The 14072-nt window shown below is 68.8% G+C and carries 16 protein-coding genes and 2 pseudogenes; 17 read left to right on the top strand and 1 reads right to left on the bottom strand.

Annotated elements, in window-relative coordinates:
* Positions 1-119 precede the first annotated feature (119 nt).
* Both HIR79_RS00375 and HIR79_RS00370 read left to right on the top strand, forming a co-directional pair.
* Positions 120-503 (top strand): fluoride efflux transporter FluC, encoded by a 384-nt coding sequence (locus HIR79_RS00375; protein WP_169955946.1) that lies wholly within the window; start codon positions 120-122, stop codon positions 501-503.
* A complete protein-coding gene (locus HIR79_RS00370) occupies positions 500-895 on the top strand; it encodes a fluoride efflux transporter FluC (protein ID WP_169955944.1) in 396 nt (131 codons plus the stop codon). The genes HIR79_RS00375 and HIR79_RS00370 overlap by 4 nt, the downstream gene beginning before the upstream one ends.
* A 4-nt stretch (positions 896-899) precedes the next feature.
* Here HIR79_RS00370 and HIR79_RS00365 read toward each other — a convergent pair whose 3' ends face one another.
* The gene (locus HIR79_RS00365) at positions 900-2192 is read right to left on the bottom strand and encodes an aspartate kinase (protein WP_169955941.1); all 1293 of its coding nucleotides are present in this window, start codon (positions 2190-2192) and stop codon (positions 900-902) included.
* Positions 2193-2348: 156 nt separating this feature from the next.
* On the opposite strand from HIR79_RS00365, the gene phnF reads away from it, so the two are divergent.
* The 15 genes and pseudogenes from phnF (at position 2349) to HIR79_RS00295 (ending at position 14018) form a co-directional block, all read left to right on the top strand.
* Positions 2349-3077: a phosphonate metabolism transcriptional regulator PhnF gene (gene phnF / locus HIR79_RS00360; protein WP_169955939.1), complete on the top strand. Its 729-nt coding sequence runs from the start codon at positions 2349-2351 to the stop codon at positions 3075-3077.
* Between the two features lie 50 nt (positions 3078-3127).
* On the top strand, positions 3128-4069 hold the full coding sequence (locus HIR79_RS00355; protein WP_110069004.1) for a phosphate/phosphite/phosphonate ABC transporter substrate-binding protein: 942 nt from the start codon (positions 3128-3130) through the stop codon (positions 4067-4069).
* An 84-nt stretch (positions 4070-4153) separates the two neighbouring features.
* Entirely contained in the window at positions 4154-4960 is an 807-nt protein-coding gene (phnC, locus tag HIR79_RS00350; RefSeq protein WP_169955937.1) for a phosphonate ABC transporter ATP-binding protein, read from the top strand.
* 10 nt (positions 4961-4970) lie between these two features.
* Complete coding sequence (gene phnE / locus HIR79_RS00345; RefSeq protein ID WP_110069002.1) at positions 4971-5996, top strand: phosphonate ABC transporter, permease protein PhnE; 1026 nt, start codon at positions 4971-4973, stop codon at positions 5994-5996.
* Positions 5997-6023: 27 nt separating this feature from the next.
* On the top strand, positions 6024-6500 hold the full coding sequence (locus HIR79_RS00340) for a phosphonate C-P lyase system protein PhnG (RefSeq protein ID WP_110069001.1): 477 nt from the start codon (positions 6024-6026) through the stop codon (positions 6498-6500).
* Positions 6493-7077, top strand: a complete 585-nt coding sequence (phnH, locus tag HIR79_RS00335; protein ID WP_169955935.1) for a phosphonate C-P lyase system protein PhnH — start codon at positions 6493-6495, stop codon at positions 7075-7077. Before HIR79_RS00340 ends, phnH begins: the two co-directional genes overlap by 8 nt.
* A 171-nt stretch (positions 7078-7248) precedes the next feature.
* Positions 7249-8199, top strand: a pseudogene (locus tag HIR79_RS18320) (carbon-phosphorus lyase complex subunit PhnI); the annotation flags it as partial.
* Positions 8196-9101 carry an alpha-D-ribose 1-methylphosphonate 5-phosphate C-P-lyase PhnJ gene (locus tag HIR79_RS00325; RefSeq protein ID WP_169955933.1) on the top strand — a complete coding sequence of 302 codons (906 nt, stop codon included), beginning with the start codon at positions 8196-8198 and terminating at the stop codon, positions 9099-9101. The pseudogene HIR79_RS18320 and the gene HIR79_RS00325, both read left to right, overlap by 4 nt.
* A complete protein-coding gene (locus HIR79_RS00320; protein WP_110068997.1) occupies positions 9098-9928 on the top strand; it encodes an ATP-binding cassette domain-containing protein in 831 nt (276 codons plus the stop codon). Before HIR79_RS00325 ends, HIR79_RS00320 begins: the two co-directional genes overlap by 4 nt.
* Before the next feature lie 10 nt (positions 9929-9938).
* Positions 9939-10664, top strand: a complete 726-nt coding sequence (gene phnL, locus HIR79_RS00315) for a phosphonate C-P lyase system protein PhnL (protein WP_110068996.1) — start codon at positions 9939-9941, stop codon at positions 10662-10664.
* Positions 10661-11815 (top strand): alpha-D-ribose 1-methylphosphonate 5-triphosphate diphosphatase, encoded by a 1155-nt coding sequence (locus HIR79_RS00310; protein WP_169955931.1) that lies wholly within the window; start codon positions 10661-10663, stop codon positions 11813-11815. The genes phnL and HIR79_RS00310 overlap by 4 nt, the downstream gene beginning before the upstream one ends.
* Positions 11816-11826: 11 nt before the next feature.
* Positions 11827-12414 carry a phosphonate metabolism protein/1,5-bisphosphokinase (PRPP-forming) PhnN gene (gene phnN / locus HIR79_RS00305; protein WP_110068994.1) on the top strand — a complete coding sequence of 196 codons (588 nt, stop codon included), beginning with the start codon at positions 11827-11829 and terminating at the stop codon, positions 12412-12414.
* A pseudogene (locus tag HIR79_RS18775) lies at positions 12405-12698 on the top strand (MBL fold metallo-hydrolase); the annotation flags it as partial. The gene phnN and the pseudogene HIR79_RS18775, both read left to right, overlap by 10 nt.
* Before the next feature lie 88 nt (positions 12699-12786).
* Positions 12787-13173: an MBL fold metallo-hydrolase gene (locus HIR79_RS18605; RefSeq protein ID WP_283241846.1), complete on the top strand. Its 387-nt coding sequence runs from the start codon at positions 12787-12789 to the stop codon at positions 13171-13173.
* The gene (locus HIR79_RS00295; RefSeq protein ID WP_110068992.1) at positions 13170-14018 is read left to right on the top strand and encodes an EamA family transporter; all 849 of its coding nucleotides are present in this window, start codon (positions 13170-13172) and stop codon (positions 14016-14018) included. The genes HIR79_RS18605 and HIR79_RS00295 overlap by 4 nt, the downstream gene beginning before the upstream one ends.
* The last annotated feature ends 54 nt before the right edge of the window (positions 14019-14072 follow it).

The following is a 14072-nucleotide window of genomic DNA, read 5'->3' as shown; positions in this document are numbered from 1 at the left end:
CCCGACCTGTCGCAGCGGCACAGCGCTGTACAGGTCATGTAGACCGTTCATGGCATGCGATACTGGGGGGCAGGCGCGCGCAGGGCGCGCGATTTCAGGCGAAGGAAGAGGACATTGGGATGGCAATCAGCCTGCTGCTGGTGGCGGCCGGAGGGGCCTTGGGGGGCATGGCGCGCCTGGCGGTCGGCAATGCGGTGAGCCGAAGGCTCGGCAGCGCCTTTCCCTTTGGCACCCTGGTGGTCAACCTCAGTGGTGCCCTGGTGATCGGCCTGCTGGCGGGACTCATGGGGCTGCCAGTGGCCGGCGAGGAGCGCCTCGCCTGGTCCCTGGCGGCGATCGGCCTGCTTGGCGGCTATACCACGGTGTCGTCCTTCAGCCTGCAGACCCTGACCCTGTGGCAGCAGGGGCGGGCCACGGCGGCACTGGCCAATGTGGCGGCCACGCTGGGGATGGGGCTTGTCGCGGTGGGGCTGGGCGCCTGGCTGGCGGGAGGCCTGGCATGAGCGCCTGGCGTGCCTATGCCGCCGTAGGCGCCGGCAGCGCACTCGGCACCTCGCTGCGCTACCAGCTCAGCCTGGCCCTGCTGGCCCTGCCGGGGCCCTGGTTCCCCTGGGCGACGCTCGCGGTCAATGTACTGGGCTCCTGGCTGATCGCCCTCTTCGCCGCCCTGGCCGCCGGCCGACGGCACGGTCGGGTGGCGCGCTGGCAGCCCTTTCTGGTGGCCGGCTTCTGTGGCGGCTTCACCACCTTCTCGCTGTTCGGGCTGGAGGTCATGGCGTTGCTGACCCAGGCGCGGCCGCTGGCCGCGCTGGGCTACGGCCTGGCCAGCCTGCTGCTGTGGCTGGCCGCCGCCTGGCACGGCCACGGCGTGGGGCGGCGCCTGGCCGCGGCCTGAGGGCTCACTCCGGGATCTGCCAGGTGTCGGGGCACTCGGCGGCGGGATAGAGCCGCTGGGCGGTGGTGGCGCTGCAGCGCTCGGCGAGCCGCGTCCTGTGCCCGTCCAGCCTTGCCAGCAGCCCCTCGTCGGGGTGGCGTACGGTGAGCAGCGTCAGCTTCTCATGGCGACGGACGCGGTAGTCGGTGGCCAAGGCGTCGGCCAGCGGTTCGAGCTTCTCGGGCGCCGGGTCGACGCAGAGCCGCAGCCGCAGGGCCTCGACGTCGAGCAGGTTGGCATGCAGGCCGGCCTCGGCGAGCCGAGCCAGTATCTCCGCCATGCGCGCTTCGTCCAGGAAGCCGCCGTCCCGGGGGCTGACATCGAGCAGCACCTGGTCGTCGCGCAGCATGAAGGCGGGCTGGCGGTCGCCCTCGCCCGGCTCGGGGCCGATGGTGCTGGGCGGGGCCTCGGGCTCCAGGAAGGAGCGCACCGTCAGCGGAATGCCGGCCCGCTGCAGCGGGGCCAGGGTGCGGGGGTGGATCACCTTGGCGCCGTACCAGGTCTGCTCCAGGGCCTCGTCATAGCTGAGGCGGGCAATCTGGCGCGCGTTGGTGAAGCGCCTCGGGTCGGCGTTGAAGAGCCCCGTCACGTCCTTCCAGATGGTCAGCTCGTCGGCGCCCAGGGCCTCGGCGAGGATCGCCGCGCTGAAGTCGGAGCCCTCGCGGCCCAGGGTGGTCATGGCGCCGCCCTCGGTGGCACCGATGAAGCCCTGGGTCAGCAGCACCTCGTCGCTCTCGGCGGCAAGCGAGGCGATGCGCTCGTGGGTGGCCGCCCAGTCGATCTCGGCCGTCTGGTGGCGGTCGTCGGTGACGATCAGCGCCCGGGCGTCGCACCAGCGGGTCGCCACGCCGATCTCGTTGAGCCAGGCGGCCACCAGGGTGGTGGAGAGCAGCTCGCCCATGCCCACGGTCTGATCGTAGTGAAAGGGGTAGGGGGCCTCGCGGTGGGCGCCATGGGCGGCGTCCAGCTCATCGACAAGCCGTGACAGCTCGGCCGCCACCTGGCTGTCCGGGCCGAACAGCGCGCGGGCCACGGCCAGGTGGTCGTCGCGGATCGCCGCGAGCCACCGGCGGTAGTCGGCCTGGTCATCCCGGCGGGCCGCCGCGAGCAGCGCCTCCAGGGCGTTGGTGGTCTTGCCCATGGCCGAGACCACCATGGCGCGGGGGCGCGCCACCCCCTCGGCGAGCAGCGCGCCCAGGCGGCGAATGGCGTCGGCATCCTGGATCGAGGCGCCGCCGAACTTGTAGACCCGGGGCATCACTGACTCCCTTCACGATGGGTTTCCTCCACCTTAGAGGCCAGGGCCGCCGCTGGAAAGTGCCGCGGTGCGCAAGGCAACTATCACGTAACCGACACCTTGCCGTCATCAAGCGTCGCTAGTGTGGCACCTGTCCACTTATCTAGACGACTACACATGAGCCTCTACGCCGTTGACCGTGAGTCCGGGCTGGCCCTTTACCGCCAGATCGCCAGCCGACTCGAACAGGAGGTGCGTCACCGTTTCGTCCCGGGTGACGGCCTGCCCTCCGAGACCGCCCTCGCCGAACAGTTCGGCGTCAATCGCCATACCTTGCGCCGTGCCGTGGATGAGCTGGTCGAGGCGGGGCTGCTGGAGCGGCGCCATGGGCTCGGCGTGTTCGTGCTGGATACCCAACTGGACTACCGGATCACCCAGGCGACCCGCTTCACCGAGAACCTGGCCTCGCTCGGCCTGATAACCGACCTGCGCATCCTGCGCAAGCAGACCCTCGGCGCCATCGCAGGAGTGGCCGAGCGGCTGGATATTGGCGTGGGAGAGGCGGTGCACTGGATCGAGACGCTGCGGTTGGTGGAGGGGCGCCCGCTGTGTGTGATCTCGCACTTCGCTCCGGCCGAGCGCTTTCCCGATCTGCTGGAGCGCTTCGAGCGCGATTCGCTGCATGCGTTGCTGGAGGCGGGCTACGGCTGCCGACTGCGTCGTACCGAGAGCCTGGTGACGGCGGTGCTCCCGCAAGGGGACGACGCCAGGATGCTGGGCATGCCGCAGAACCGACCGGTGCTGCGGGTCAAGAGCGTGAACGTGAATGACCGGGATGGTACCCCGGTCGAGTACGCCATCACCCGGTTCCGCGCAGACCGGATCCAACTGCGCCTCAACCCATGAAGGTCTCGCAAACCTCGCTGAACGTCATTCCCCCCACAGGAGCTCCTGCAATGTATCTGAAACCTCTTGCCTCGATCAAACCGCTTGCCGCTGCCACCCTGCTGCTGGCGCTTCCGCTTGCCGCCATGGCCACGCAGAACGACGGCAGCGCCGGCAGCCCCCTGCGGGTGATCCTGGTGCCCGCCGATGGCGGAACCGAGGACGGCACACGCCGCGACTTCCAGCCGGTCTTCTCGGCCATCGAGCAGGTGACCGGCCTGCATTTCGACATCAAGGTGGGCCAGAGCTACGGCTCGGTGGTGGAGGCGATGTGCAACGGCGTGGCCGACATCGCCTGGTTTGGCCCGCTGAGCTACCTGCAGGCCCGCGATCAGGGCTGCGCCGAACTGCTGGCGCTGGCCGTGCGCGACGGCGGCTCCGTTTACTACTCCGGCCTCTTCGCCCATGCCGACAGCGGCATCGAGACACTGGCCGACTTCCCCGGCAAGCGGGTGGCGCTGGGCGACGTCAACTCCACCTCCAGCTTCGCGGTGCCGTTGGCGATGATGCTCGAGGCGGAGATCGACCCGGTGAACGATCTCGGTGCCATCAACATGGCCGGCAGCCACGCCAACGTGCTCCAGGCCCTGGCCGAGGGCCTGGTGGATGCCGGCGGTGCCTCCTTCGATTCCTACGAGCGCGCGGTCAACGGCGGGTCGATCGACCCGAGCCGGATCACCGTGGTGGCCAAGAGCGAGCCGATTCCCTACCCGCCGCTGGCCATCCATCCCGATGTCGATGGGGGAGTCAAGGCGACCCTGCGCGACGTCTTCAACCGCATCGACCAGTTGCCGGGCATCACCCCAGAGCAGATTCGCGGCTACGGCGGCGGCCGGGTGGACGGCTACACCGCCGACGTCAGCGAAGAGGTGATGACCAAGGCCGGCGAGATGTTCGAGCGGGTCAACGATCCCCTCAAGCAGGACATCATCCGCAAGAGCAGCGTCCGCTGAGCGGCCGGTTCCCCCTTCACGCCCCGGGAGGCCGGCCCGTTACCACGGGCCGGCACCGCCCGGGCGTCAGCAAGAGGCAATGACATGATTCGCTTCGAGTCACTCAACAAGGTATGGCCCGACGGCACCCACGCCATTCGCGATGTCTCCCTCGAGGTACCCCGTGGGCAGTTCTGCGTGATCCTGGGCCCCTCCGGGGCGGGCAAGTCCACCCTGCTACGGGCCGTCAACGGCCTGATGCAGCCTTCCTCGGGGCGGGTGGTGATCGATGGCACCGAGCTCAGTGTCAGGACCCAGTCGGCGCTGCGCCGTCGCGTGGCCATGGTCCACCAGCACTTCAACCTGACCAACCGCATGAGCGTGGCCGCCAACGTGCTTGCCGGGCTGCTGCCCACGGTATCCACCATGCGGGCGATGTCGGGCTGGTTCCGGCCGGAGCAGCGCCAGAAGGCCTGCGAGCTGCTCGCCCAGGTGGGGCTCTCCCCGGCACACCTCAAGCGCCGCGCCGGGGATCTCTCCGGCGGGCAGCAGCAGCGCGTCGGTATCGCCCGGGCCTTCATGCTCGACCCCGAGGTGGTGCTGGCCGACGAGCCGGTCGCCAGCCTCGACCCCAAGATCTCCAGCGACATCCTGAGCCTGATTCGCGACGCGGCGCGGGAGCGCAATGCCACCGTGCTGTGCAGCCTGCACCAGGTCGAGCTGGCGCGGGAGTTCGGTGACCGCATCGTCGGCATGCGCGATGGCCAGGTCGTCTTCGATGGCTCGCCGGAGGCCTTCACCGACGAGTGCGTGGAATCGCTCTACCACGGCGCGGTGTGGGACGACACCACATCGGAAGAAGCGGACGGGTCATCGCTGGCTGTAGGCACGACCAATGTCTCCCTGGCGTAAGGAGAGAGCCATGACGACGCGACCTATTCCCGTGCCCCCCAAGGGGGCGGAAGTGAAGTGGCACCTGTCGCCCCCCTACAGCGCCAGGCACCTGCTGTGGCTGGTGCTGATCGTTGCCCTGCTGCTGGTGACCGGCCAGCGTACCGACATGGATCGCATGGTGGCGATGACCACCCAGGCGGTGGGCAACCTGATCGGCGTGGCGGATGACTCCCAGGTGGTGCGCGGCCTCTCGCGAGTCGGCACGGCGATGTGGCCCCCGGTGATCGGCGAGGTCGAGGAGGTCAACCGCATGGGCGACCTCGATCGCGACCGCCTGCCCCTGTTCTCCTACATCGAGGTGCAGGAGCGTGTCGAGCAGCGCATGAACCTCGAGACGCTGCAACTGGAGGCGGCCACCGAGCAGGTCGAGGTGCTGGTCAAGCCGCTCGGCTACGTCTGGACCGTCTTCGTCAAGATGGTCGAGACCCTGGAGATCGCCCTGTGGGGAACGCTGCTCTCGGTGGTGCTCTCCATTCCCCTGGCCTACTTCGCGGCGCGCAACTACAGCGCCAACCGCTTCACCTACACCGCCGCCCGAGGGTTCATCAGCCTGCTGCGCTCCGTTCCCGAGCTGATCGTGGCCCTGTTTCTGGTGCTGGCCTATGGCTTCGGCCCGATTGCCGGGGTGCTGGCCCTGGGCCTGCATGCCGCGGGCTTCCTCGGCAAGTTCTACGCCGAGGACATCGAGAACGCCGACAAGAAGCCCCAGGAGGCACTGGAGGCCATCGGTGCCGGCAAGATCAAGACATTGTGGTACGGCGTGCTGCCCCAGGTGCTGCCGCAGTACATCGCCTACACCGCCTACATCATGGACCGCAACCTGCGCATGGCCACGGTGGTGGGGCTGGTGGGGGCAGGCGGCATCGGCCAGGAGCTCAAGGGCCGCTTCGACATGTTCCAGTATGGCCATGTGATGACCATCCTGATCGCCATCTTCATCTTCGTCTTCCTGCTCGATCAGCTGCAGGCGCGCATCCGTGCCCGACTGATCTGATCGCCAACCGACATGCAAGGCAATCCCATGAATTCAATGAATGAATGGCCCAGAGGGCAGTGGCTGCGGCTCTGGTCGGCGCTCCCTGCGACGCTGGTGCGGGCCACGGCACGACAGCTGGCCGAGCGTTACGAGGTCGAGGACCTGGAGCTGGCGCAGTCCGGCCTTGGGCTGATGCCGCTCGCCGACAGCGCCTTGGGCGAGACCTACTTCATCGGCGAGGTGCCCCTGGCCCGCTCGCAGGTGCGACTGGCCAGTCCGGCACAGGGCCCGGTAGAGGGGGCGGCCACCCTGGTCGACGACCGGGTGGGCCTGGTGCGTGACCTGGCCATTCTCGACGCCGCCGTGAGTGCCCGCCTGCCGGGCCACGAGAGCGCCGTCGAGCTGCTGGCGCAGGGGGCGACGGTGGTGGCCGAAAGCGACCACCAGCGGCGCGCCCTGCTGGCCGCCACCCGCGTGGATTTCGCCCTGCTGGGCACTGCCGAGGAGGATGGCGATGAATGATCCCATGACCCTCGATGCCCCTCGCGATGTCCGCATGGGCGTCTGGCAGCCGCCACGCCAGCAGCGAGCCTTCCGGGGATTGCTGACGGCGTTCTCCTACCCGGGACGGGTCGTGCGCCTGGCCGACGACGGTGAGTTGGCCACCCTACTGCTGCTGGCGACCCTCACCGATGGTGCCTCCCGCCTGGCCGATCCCGAGCGGCGCCTGTCGGAGGATGATGTCAGGCGCCTGGGCGTGCGCAGCAGCGCGGTCGAATCCGCCGATTTCGTGCTCTGCACCGGCGCCCATCCGCCGGAGGTGACGCCCCGCCTAGGCTCGCTGGAGAACCCCGAGCAGGGCGCCACCCTGATCATCCAGGTGCCGGCGCTGGAGGAGGGCATCGAACTGCACCTGACCGGCCCGGGAATCCAGGCCGAGCAGACGCTGCGGGTAGCCGGCGTCGATCCCGCCTGGTGGCGACTGCGCGACGAGTGGAACGTCCACTTCCCCCTGGGCGTGGACCTGGTCCTGGCGAGTGAGCAGGCGGTGGCGGTGCTACCGCGTACCACTCGGCTGACTGTAGAAGGAGTGCACTGATGGGATATGTTGCCATCAAGGGCGGCGGCCGGGCGATCGCCGGGGCCGAGGCCGCCATGGAGGCGCTGCGCTGCGCCGAAGGCGAGGCCGGCACACCGCTGAGCCTTACTGCTATCGAGCAGCAGTTGCGGCTGCTCACCTCCCGGGTAGTCTCCGAGGGGGGGGCTCTATCATCCGCGCCTGGCGGCGCTGGCCATCAAGCAGATGCAGGGCGATACCCTGGAGGCGGCCTTCGCGCTGCGTGCCTACCGCTCCACCAAGCCGCGCTTGCTCGACCTGCCGGTGCAGGAGACACGCCAGATGCGGCTGATCCGACGCATCTCGAGTGCCTTCAAGGACATCCCCGGTGGGCAGATGCTCGGCCCCACCACCGACTACGCGCTGCGGCTGATGCGCCTCGATCTGGCCGACGAGTCACCCGAGGCGTTCCGCTCCGTCTCGCGGCGCTTCATGGAAGGGGTTGCCGACAGCGACTTGCCCGACAGCTACCCCAAGGTGGTCGACGCCCTGCGCGAGGAGGGGCTGTTGCCGCCGCTCACGCGCTCGCGGGAGGCTGCCTTCGATATCACCCGTGACCCGCTGGTGTTCCCGGTGCCACGTTCGGCGGCGCTGGCCACCATGGCGCGCGCCGAGACCGGCTCGCTGCTGGCCATCGCCTACTCGAACATGCGCGGTTACGGCGACGTGCACCCCACCATTGCCGAGCTTCGCGTGGGCTACCTGCCCGTGGTGCTGCCGCATCCGGTCACCGGGGAGCCGGTCGAGGCCGGCGAGGTGCTGGTCACCGAGTGTGAGGTGGTGGCGATGTACGAGGGCGCCGACAGCGATGGCCCCCCCACCTTCACCCTCGGCTATGGCGCCTGCTTCGGCCACAACGAGGTCAAGGCCATCTCCATGGCGATCCTTGACCGGGCCCTGCAGAAGGGCATGCGTGACGGCCCCGCCAACCCCTCGGAGGACCCGGAGTTCGTGCTGCTGCACGTGGACGGTGTTGATTCGATGGGCTTTGCCAGTCACTACAAGATGCCGCACTACGTCACCTTCCAGTCCGACATGGACCGCCTGCGCACCACCCAGGGCAAGGCCGATGCCGCTCAGTCCTCGCAAGGAGTCGAGTCATGAACGTGAGCTATGAACTGCCGCTGGATGATGCGGCCTACAGCTTCGGTTTCCTTGACGAGTACGCCAAGCGCGAGGTGCGCCGCACCATCCTCAAGGCGATCTGCATTCCCGGCTACCAGACCCCCTACGCCTCGCGGGAGATGCCCATGGGGCGTGGCTTCGGCACCGGTGGCCTGCAGGTGACGCTGTCGCTGATCGGCGAGGGCGACACCCTCAAGGTAATCGACCAAGGTGCCGACGACTCGGTCAACGCGGTCAACCTTCGTCACTTCGTCGAGCTGACCTGCCCGGGCGTCGACACCACCGAACGCACTACCGAGGCGAGCCTGATCCAGTCCCGCCACCGTATCCCCGAAGTGGCGCTGAGCGAGTCCCAGGTGATGATCCTGCAGGTGCCCTATCCCGACCCGCTGGTGGTGGTGGAGCCCTCAGAGGCGCGGCGCAAGGTGATGCACGGCGAGGCCGACTACTCGCGGCTGCTCACCAAGCTCTACGAGGACATCGTGCAGTTCGACGAGATCACCATCTCGCACCGCTATCCGACGCGTATCAACGGCCACTACGTGATCGACCCCAGCCCGATCCCGCGCTATGACGTACCGCGCCTGGACAACAGCCCGGCGCTGATCCTGCTTGGTGCCGGTCGCGAGAAGAAGATCTACGCCGTGCCGCCCTACACCCGGGCCGAGCCGCTGGCCTTCGATGATGTGCCGTTTCGCGTCGAGGACTTCCGCGATGCCCAGGGGGCGCGCCGACCCTGTGCCCGTTGCGGCGCCACCGACAGCTTCCTCGATGAGCTGATCGACGACGACGGCAACAAGCAGTGGCAGTGCTCCGATTCCGACTACTGCCACTCGCGCCTGGCCGAACACGACACCATCCCCGGGGAGGCGATGTCATGAAGAAGATTCTCGAGGTGCGCGGCCTGACCAAGATTCACGGTCACGGCTGCGCCCAGTGTACCGACAGCACCGGCCCGGAGATGGACACCAACATCTGTCCGCACTGTCACTCGGTCGTGGCCTGCCACGGGATCGACTTCGATCTGCACCAGGGCGAGATCCTGGGGATCATGGGCGAATCCGGCAGTGGCAAGTCCACCGTGGTCAAGACGCTGTACTTCGATGACCAGCCCACCGCGGGAGAGGCGCTGCTCTTCGATGAGGCGCGCCAGTGGGACCTGTTCAGCCTGAATGCCGCCCAGCAACGCTGGCTGCGCAACCACCGCCTGGGCATGGTCTACCAGAACCCCCACCTGGGGCTGAACTTCAATGTGTCGTCCGGCGGCAACATCGCCGAGCGCCTGTTGATGAGCGACCTGACCCACTACGGCGAGATTCGTCAGCGTGCCCGACGGCTGCTGGCGCGTACCGAGGTGCTGCCGGAGCGCATGGACGAGTCTCCCAGGCAGTTTTCCGGTGGCATGCAGCAGCGCGTGCAGATCGCCAAGGCGCTGGCCACCCAGCCCCCGCTGCTCTACCTCGACGAGGTGACCACCGGGCTCGACCTCTCGGTGCAGGCGCGCATCCTCGACCTGATCCTGGAGATCCAGCAGGAGCTGGGCACCGCCATGATCGTGGTAACCCACGACCTGGGCGTTATCCGGCTCCTGGCGGGGCGCACCATCGTCATGAAGTATGGCCGCATCATCGAATCCGGCCTGACCGACCAAATCCTCGAAGACCCCCAGCACGCCTATACCCAGCGTCTGGTGGCCTCTGCGCTGTAAGGAGCCCGACGTGCACCCTCCTATTCTCGAGATCGAAGGTCTCTCCAAGCAGTTCCAGCTGCATGACCAGAATGCGCTGATTCCCTCCTGCGCTCGGGTCGACCTGGCGGTCCATGCGGGCGAGCTGACCGCCCTGGTGGGCCCCACCGGCGCCGGCAAGTCCTCGGTGCTCAAGGCCATCTACCGCACCTACCTGCCGAGCAGCGGCCGCATCCTCTATCGCGATGCCAACGGCGCCATCACCGACCTGGCACTGGCCAGCGAACACCGCATACTGGAACTGCGTCGCCAGGACCTGGGCTTCGTGACCCAGTTCCTGCACTGCCTGCCGCGCAAGTCGGCGATGGAGGTGGTGGCCGAGCCCCTGGTGATGCGCGGCACCTCCCGCGAGCTCGCCGTCGAACGCGCCTGCGGGCTGCTCGAACTGCTCAACGTGCCCGAGCGCCTGTGGCGGGTGCCGCCGGCGACCTTCTCGGGGGGCGAGAAACAGCGCGTAAACCTCGCCCGGGGCCTGATCGCCAGGCCGCGGCTGCTGCTCCTCGACGAGCCCACCGCGAGCCTCGACCCTGCCACCACCGACCGCGTGGTGGACCTGCTCAACGCCATCAAGGCGGAGGGGGTGGGAATGCTCGCCATCTTCCACCAGCCGCAACTGGTGGAGCGGCTGGCCGACCGTGTGGTGACGCTCTCCTCGCCGGTTGCTGCTTCCGCCCTGCTGGAGGAGACGACCCCATGACCGCGATCCTGCTGACCCATGCCCGCGTGGTGCTGCCCGACGAAGTGCGTGACGATGTCGCCGTGCTGATCGAGGAGGGGCGCATCGCCGCCCTGGACCCCGCCGGCCATGCCGGGGCCATCGAGCTCGACCTGCGCGGCCGGGTGCTGATGCCCGGGATGATCGACCTGCACTGCGATGCCATGGAGAAGGAGGTGGAGCCTCGCCCCGGTGTGCATTTCCCGCTGGAGTTCGCCTGCGCCCAGGCCGACAAGCGCAACGCCACGGCCGGCGTCACCACCGTGTACCACGCCCTGTCGTTCGCCAACCATGAGCTGGGGGTGCGCAACAACGCCTTCGCCGCCGAGATCGCCCGGGCCATCGGCGACTGGCGCGCCCACGCCCTGATCGACAACCGTGTCCACGTTCGCTATGAGGTCACCGACGACTCGGCGCCGCCGGTCATCGCGGCCCTGTTGAACGAGGGGCATGCCCACCTGATCTCGTTCATGGACCACAGCCCTGGCCAGGGGCAGTTCCGCGATGTCGAGGCCTACCGCACCTACCTGTCCCGCACCTACCGAACCGACGGGGCACAGATCGATGTGCTCCTGGCCCAGAAGGCGGCCGCCGCCGAGGGGGCCATGCAGCGGATGAAAGGGCTTGCCGAGCTGGCTCGCGAGCAGCGCGTGGCCATCGCAAGCCACGACGATGACACGCCCGAGAAGGTGGCGACCGTCAGGACGCTGGGAGCGGCCATCTCCGAGTTCCCGGTCAATCTTGAGACCGCCCAGGCGGCCCGCAGGCAGGGCATGGCGACCCTGTTCGGTGCGCCCAACATCCTGCGTGGCCAGTCCCAGTCCGGCAACATGCGCGCGCTGGATGCGGTGCTGGCGGAGGTGGCCGACTGCCTGTGCGGTGACTACTCGCCGGCGGCCCTGCTGCCCTCGGTGATGCGCCTCCCCGACCTGGCCGGCATCTCGCTGGCCGAGGCGGTGGCGCTGGTGACGCGAAATCCGGCCCGGGCGGCGGGCCTGGCCGATCGCGGCGAGATTGCCGTGGGCCAGCGCGCCGACCTGGTGGCGGTGAAGACCCTGGGCGGGCTGCCTCAGGCCGAGCGGGTCTGGTCGGGGGGCGTGCCGGCACTGGTCGCCCACTTCGACCACGGATGAGGAGCAGGGGCATGGGCAGGGAGAACGGCAGCGAGGCACGCCTGATCTACGTGATGGGCGCCTCGGGCAGCGGCAAGGATACCCTGATGAGCTACGCCAGGCAGCGACTGGCGGATACGGGCGCGGCGTGCTTCGCCCACCGCTACATCACCCGGGAGGCCGGGGCCGGTGGCGAGAACCACGTGGCGCTGAGCGAGGTGGAGTTCGCCGCACGGCTGGTGCGCGGGATGTTCGCCATGCACTGGGAGAGCCACGGCCTGCGCTACGCCATCGGCATCGAGATCGATGCCTGGCTGGCGGGCGACATCAGCGTGGTGGTCAACGGCTCGCGGGGCTATCTGGAACAGGCTCGAGCGCGCTATCCGCGGCTGGTGCCGGTTTCCATCGAGGTCTCCACCGAGACCCTGCGCGAGCGCCTGCTGGCGCGTGGCCGTGAGACGCCGGTGGCCATCGAGCAGCGTCTGGCGCGCCACGCGGCGCTGCGCACGGAGGGTCTCGCGGGCCACCGGATCGACAACGACGGCACGATCGAGGATGCCGGCGAGGCCCTGGTGCGGCTGATCCGGGAAGGCCACCGGGAGGTGCTGCCATGCGCGTGACCTTTCTCGGTACCGGGGCCGTGGGGGGCGTGCCCCTCTTCGGCTGTGACTGCCCGGCCTGCGAGCGGGCGAGGGTTGACCCGCGACATGTGCGTCTGCCGTCCAGCGCACTGGTCGAGAGCGGCGGTACCCGGGTGCTGATCGATGCCGGGCTGATGGATCTCCACGAGCGCTTCCCGCCTGGCTGGCTGGATGCCATCGTGCTCACTCACTACCATGCCGACCATGTGCAGGGACTGTTGCATCTGCGCTGGGGGCGCGGTGACGCGATTCCCGTCTTCGGCCCGCCGGACAGCGAGGGGTGTGCCGACCTCTTCAAGCACCCCGGCCTGCTGGCCTTCGAGACGGCCCGCAAGTACGCGCCCTTCGAGGTTGGGGGGGCTGCGCTTCACGCCTCTGCCGCTCATCCACTCCAAGCCCACCCTGGGCTATGCCATCGAGGATGGCCAGGGCGGGCGCTTCGCCTACCTCACCGACACCCTCGGCCTGCCACCCGGGACCATGGGTTTCCTGCAGGGGTGGGGGGCGTTCGAGATGGCGCTCGACTGCACCTTCCCTCCCCGGGACGAGCCGCGCAACCACAACGACTGGCACCTGGCCCGGCGGCTCGCCACCGAGGCGGGAGCACACCGTACCTGGCTCACCCATATCGGCCATGAGCTGGACGCGTGGCGGATCGCCGAAGGCGCCGACACGCCGCCAGGGGTGGCGGTGGCCGGCGATGGCGATATCGTGGAGATCTCGGCGGATGATCGATGAGCGCCTCGCTGGCGCTGGCGCTGTCCGTGACGATGCACGTGATCTGGAACCTGATGGCGCGCCATCTGCCGCGGGAGGCCAACCCGCTATGGTGGGTGCTGCTCGCGCACCTGCTGCTGTTTGCCCCCTGGGGTTTCTGGGAACTGGCAAGCCGCGCGGCGTGGTCGCTGGAGCTGGTGGCCTTGCTGGCGGTCTCGGCGACGGCCAATGCGATCTACTTCCTGGGCCTGGCCCGTGCCTATGAGCAGGCTCCGGTGGCGCTGGTCTACCCGCTGGTGCGCAGCTCTCCGCTGCTCATCGCGCTATGGGGTTCGCTGCTGCTGGGACAGTCGCTCCCGCTGCTGGCCTGGGTGGGCATCGGCGTCAGCGTGTTCGGCCTCTGGATCATGGCCTCGACGGCGCGCCATGCCACGGACCGTCGCGCGCTGCCGTGGGCCCTGCTGGCCATGCTGGCGACCAGCCTCTATTCGCTTAGCGACAAGGCGGCCACGCCGCACCTGCCGACGTTCATGGCGCTGGTCGGGTTCCTCTCGGTGGGTTACCTGGCCGCCTGGCTGTGCCTGACCTGGCGTATGCATGGCCAGACCCGGCGCTGGCGACCGCCACAGCGGATCGGCGCCGTGGCGGGGCTGGTCGGTGGCAGCTGCATCGGCCTGGCCTATGCCCTTGTCATCCACGCCATGCGCGAGCTGCCGGCGGCTGAGGTGGTGGCCTACACCAACGCCGGCATCGTGTTTGCCACTCTGCTGTCAATCTTCCTGTTCAGGGAGCGCGCCGCCTGGCGGCGGCGCGTGCTGGGCATGGTGGTGATTACCTTGGGGCTGGGCATCCTGGCGCTGCGCTGACCTGCTATGGCGGGCGCCAGGGGGGGGGGCGGGACGGTGGCGGTGCCAGGTCCG

The organism is Halomonas sp. PGE1 (genome assembly GCF_013000985.1).
Lineage (GTDB): Bacteria > Pseudomonadota > Gammaproteobacteria > Pseudomonadales > Halomonadaceae > Halomonas > Halomonas alkalicola.
Note: the sequence above shows the minus strand (reverse complement) of the source record. Positions and strands in the feature narration are given on the sequence as shown.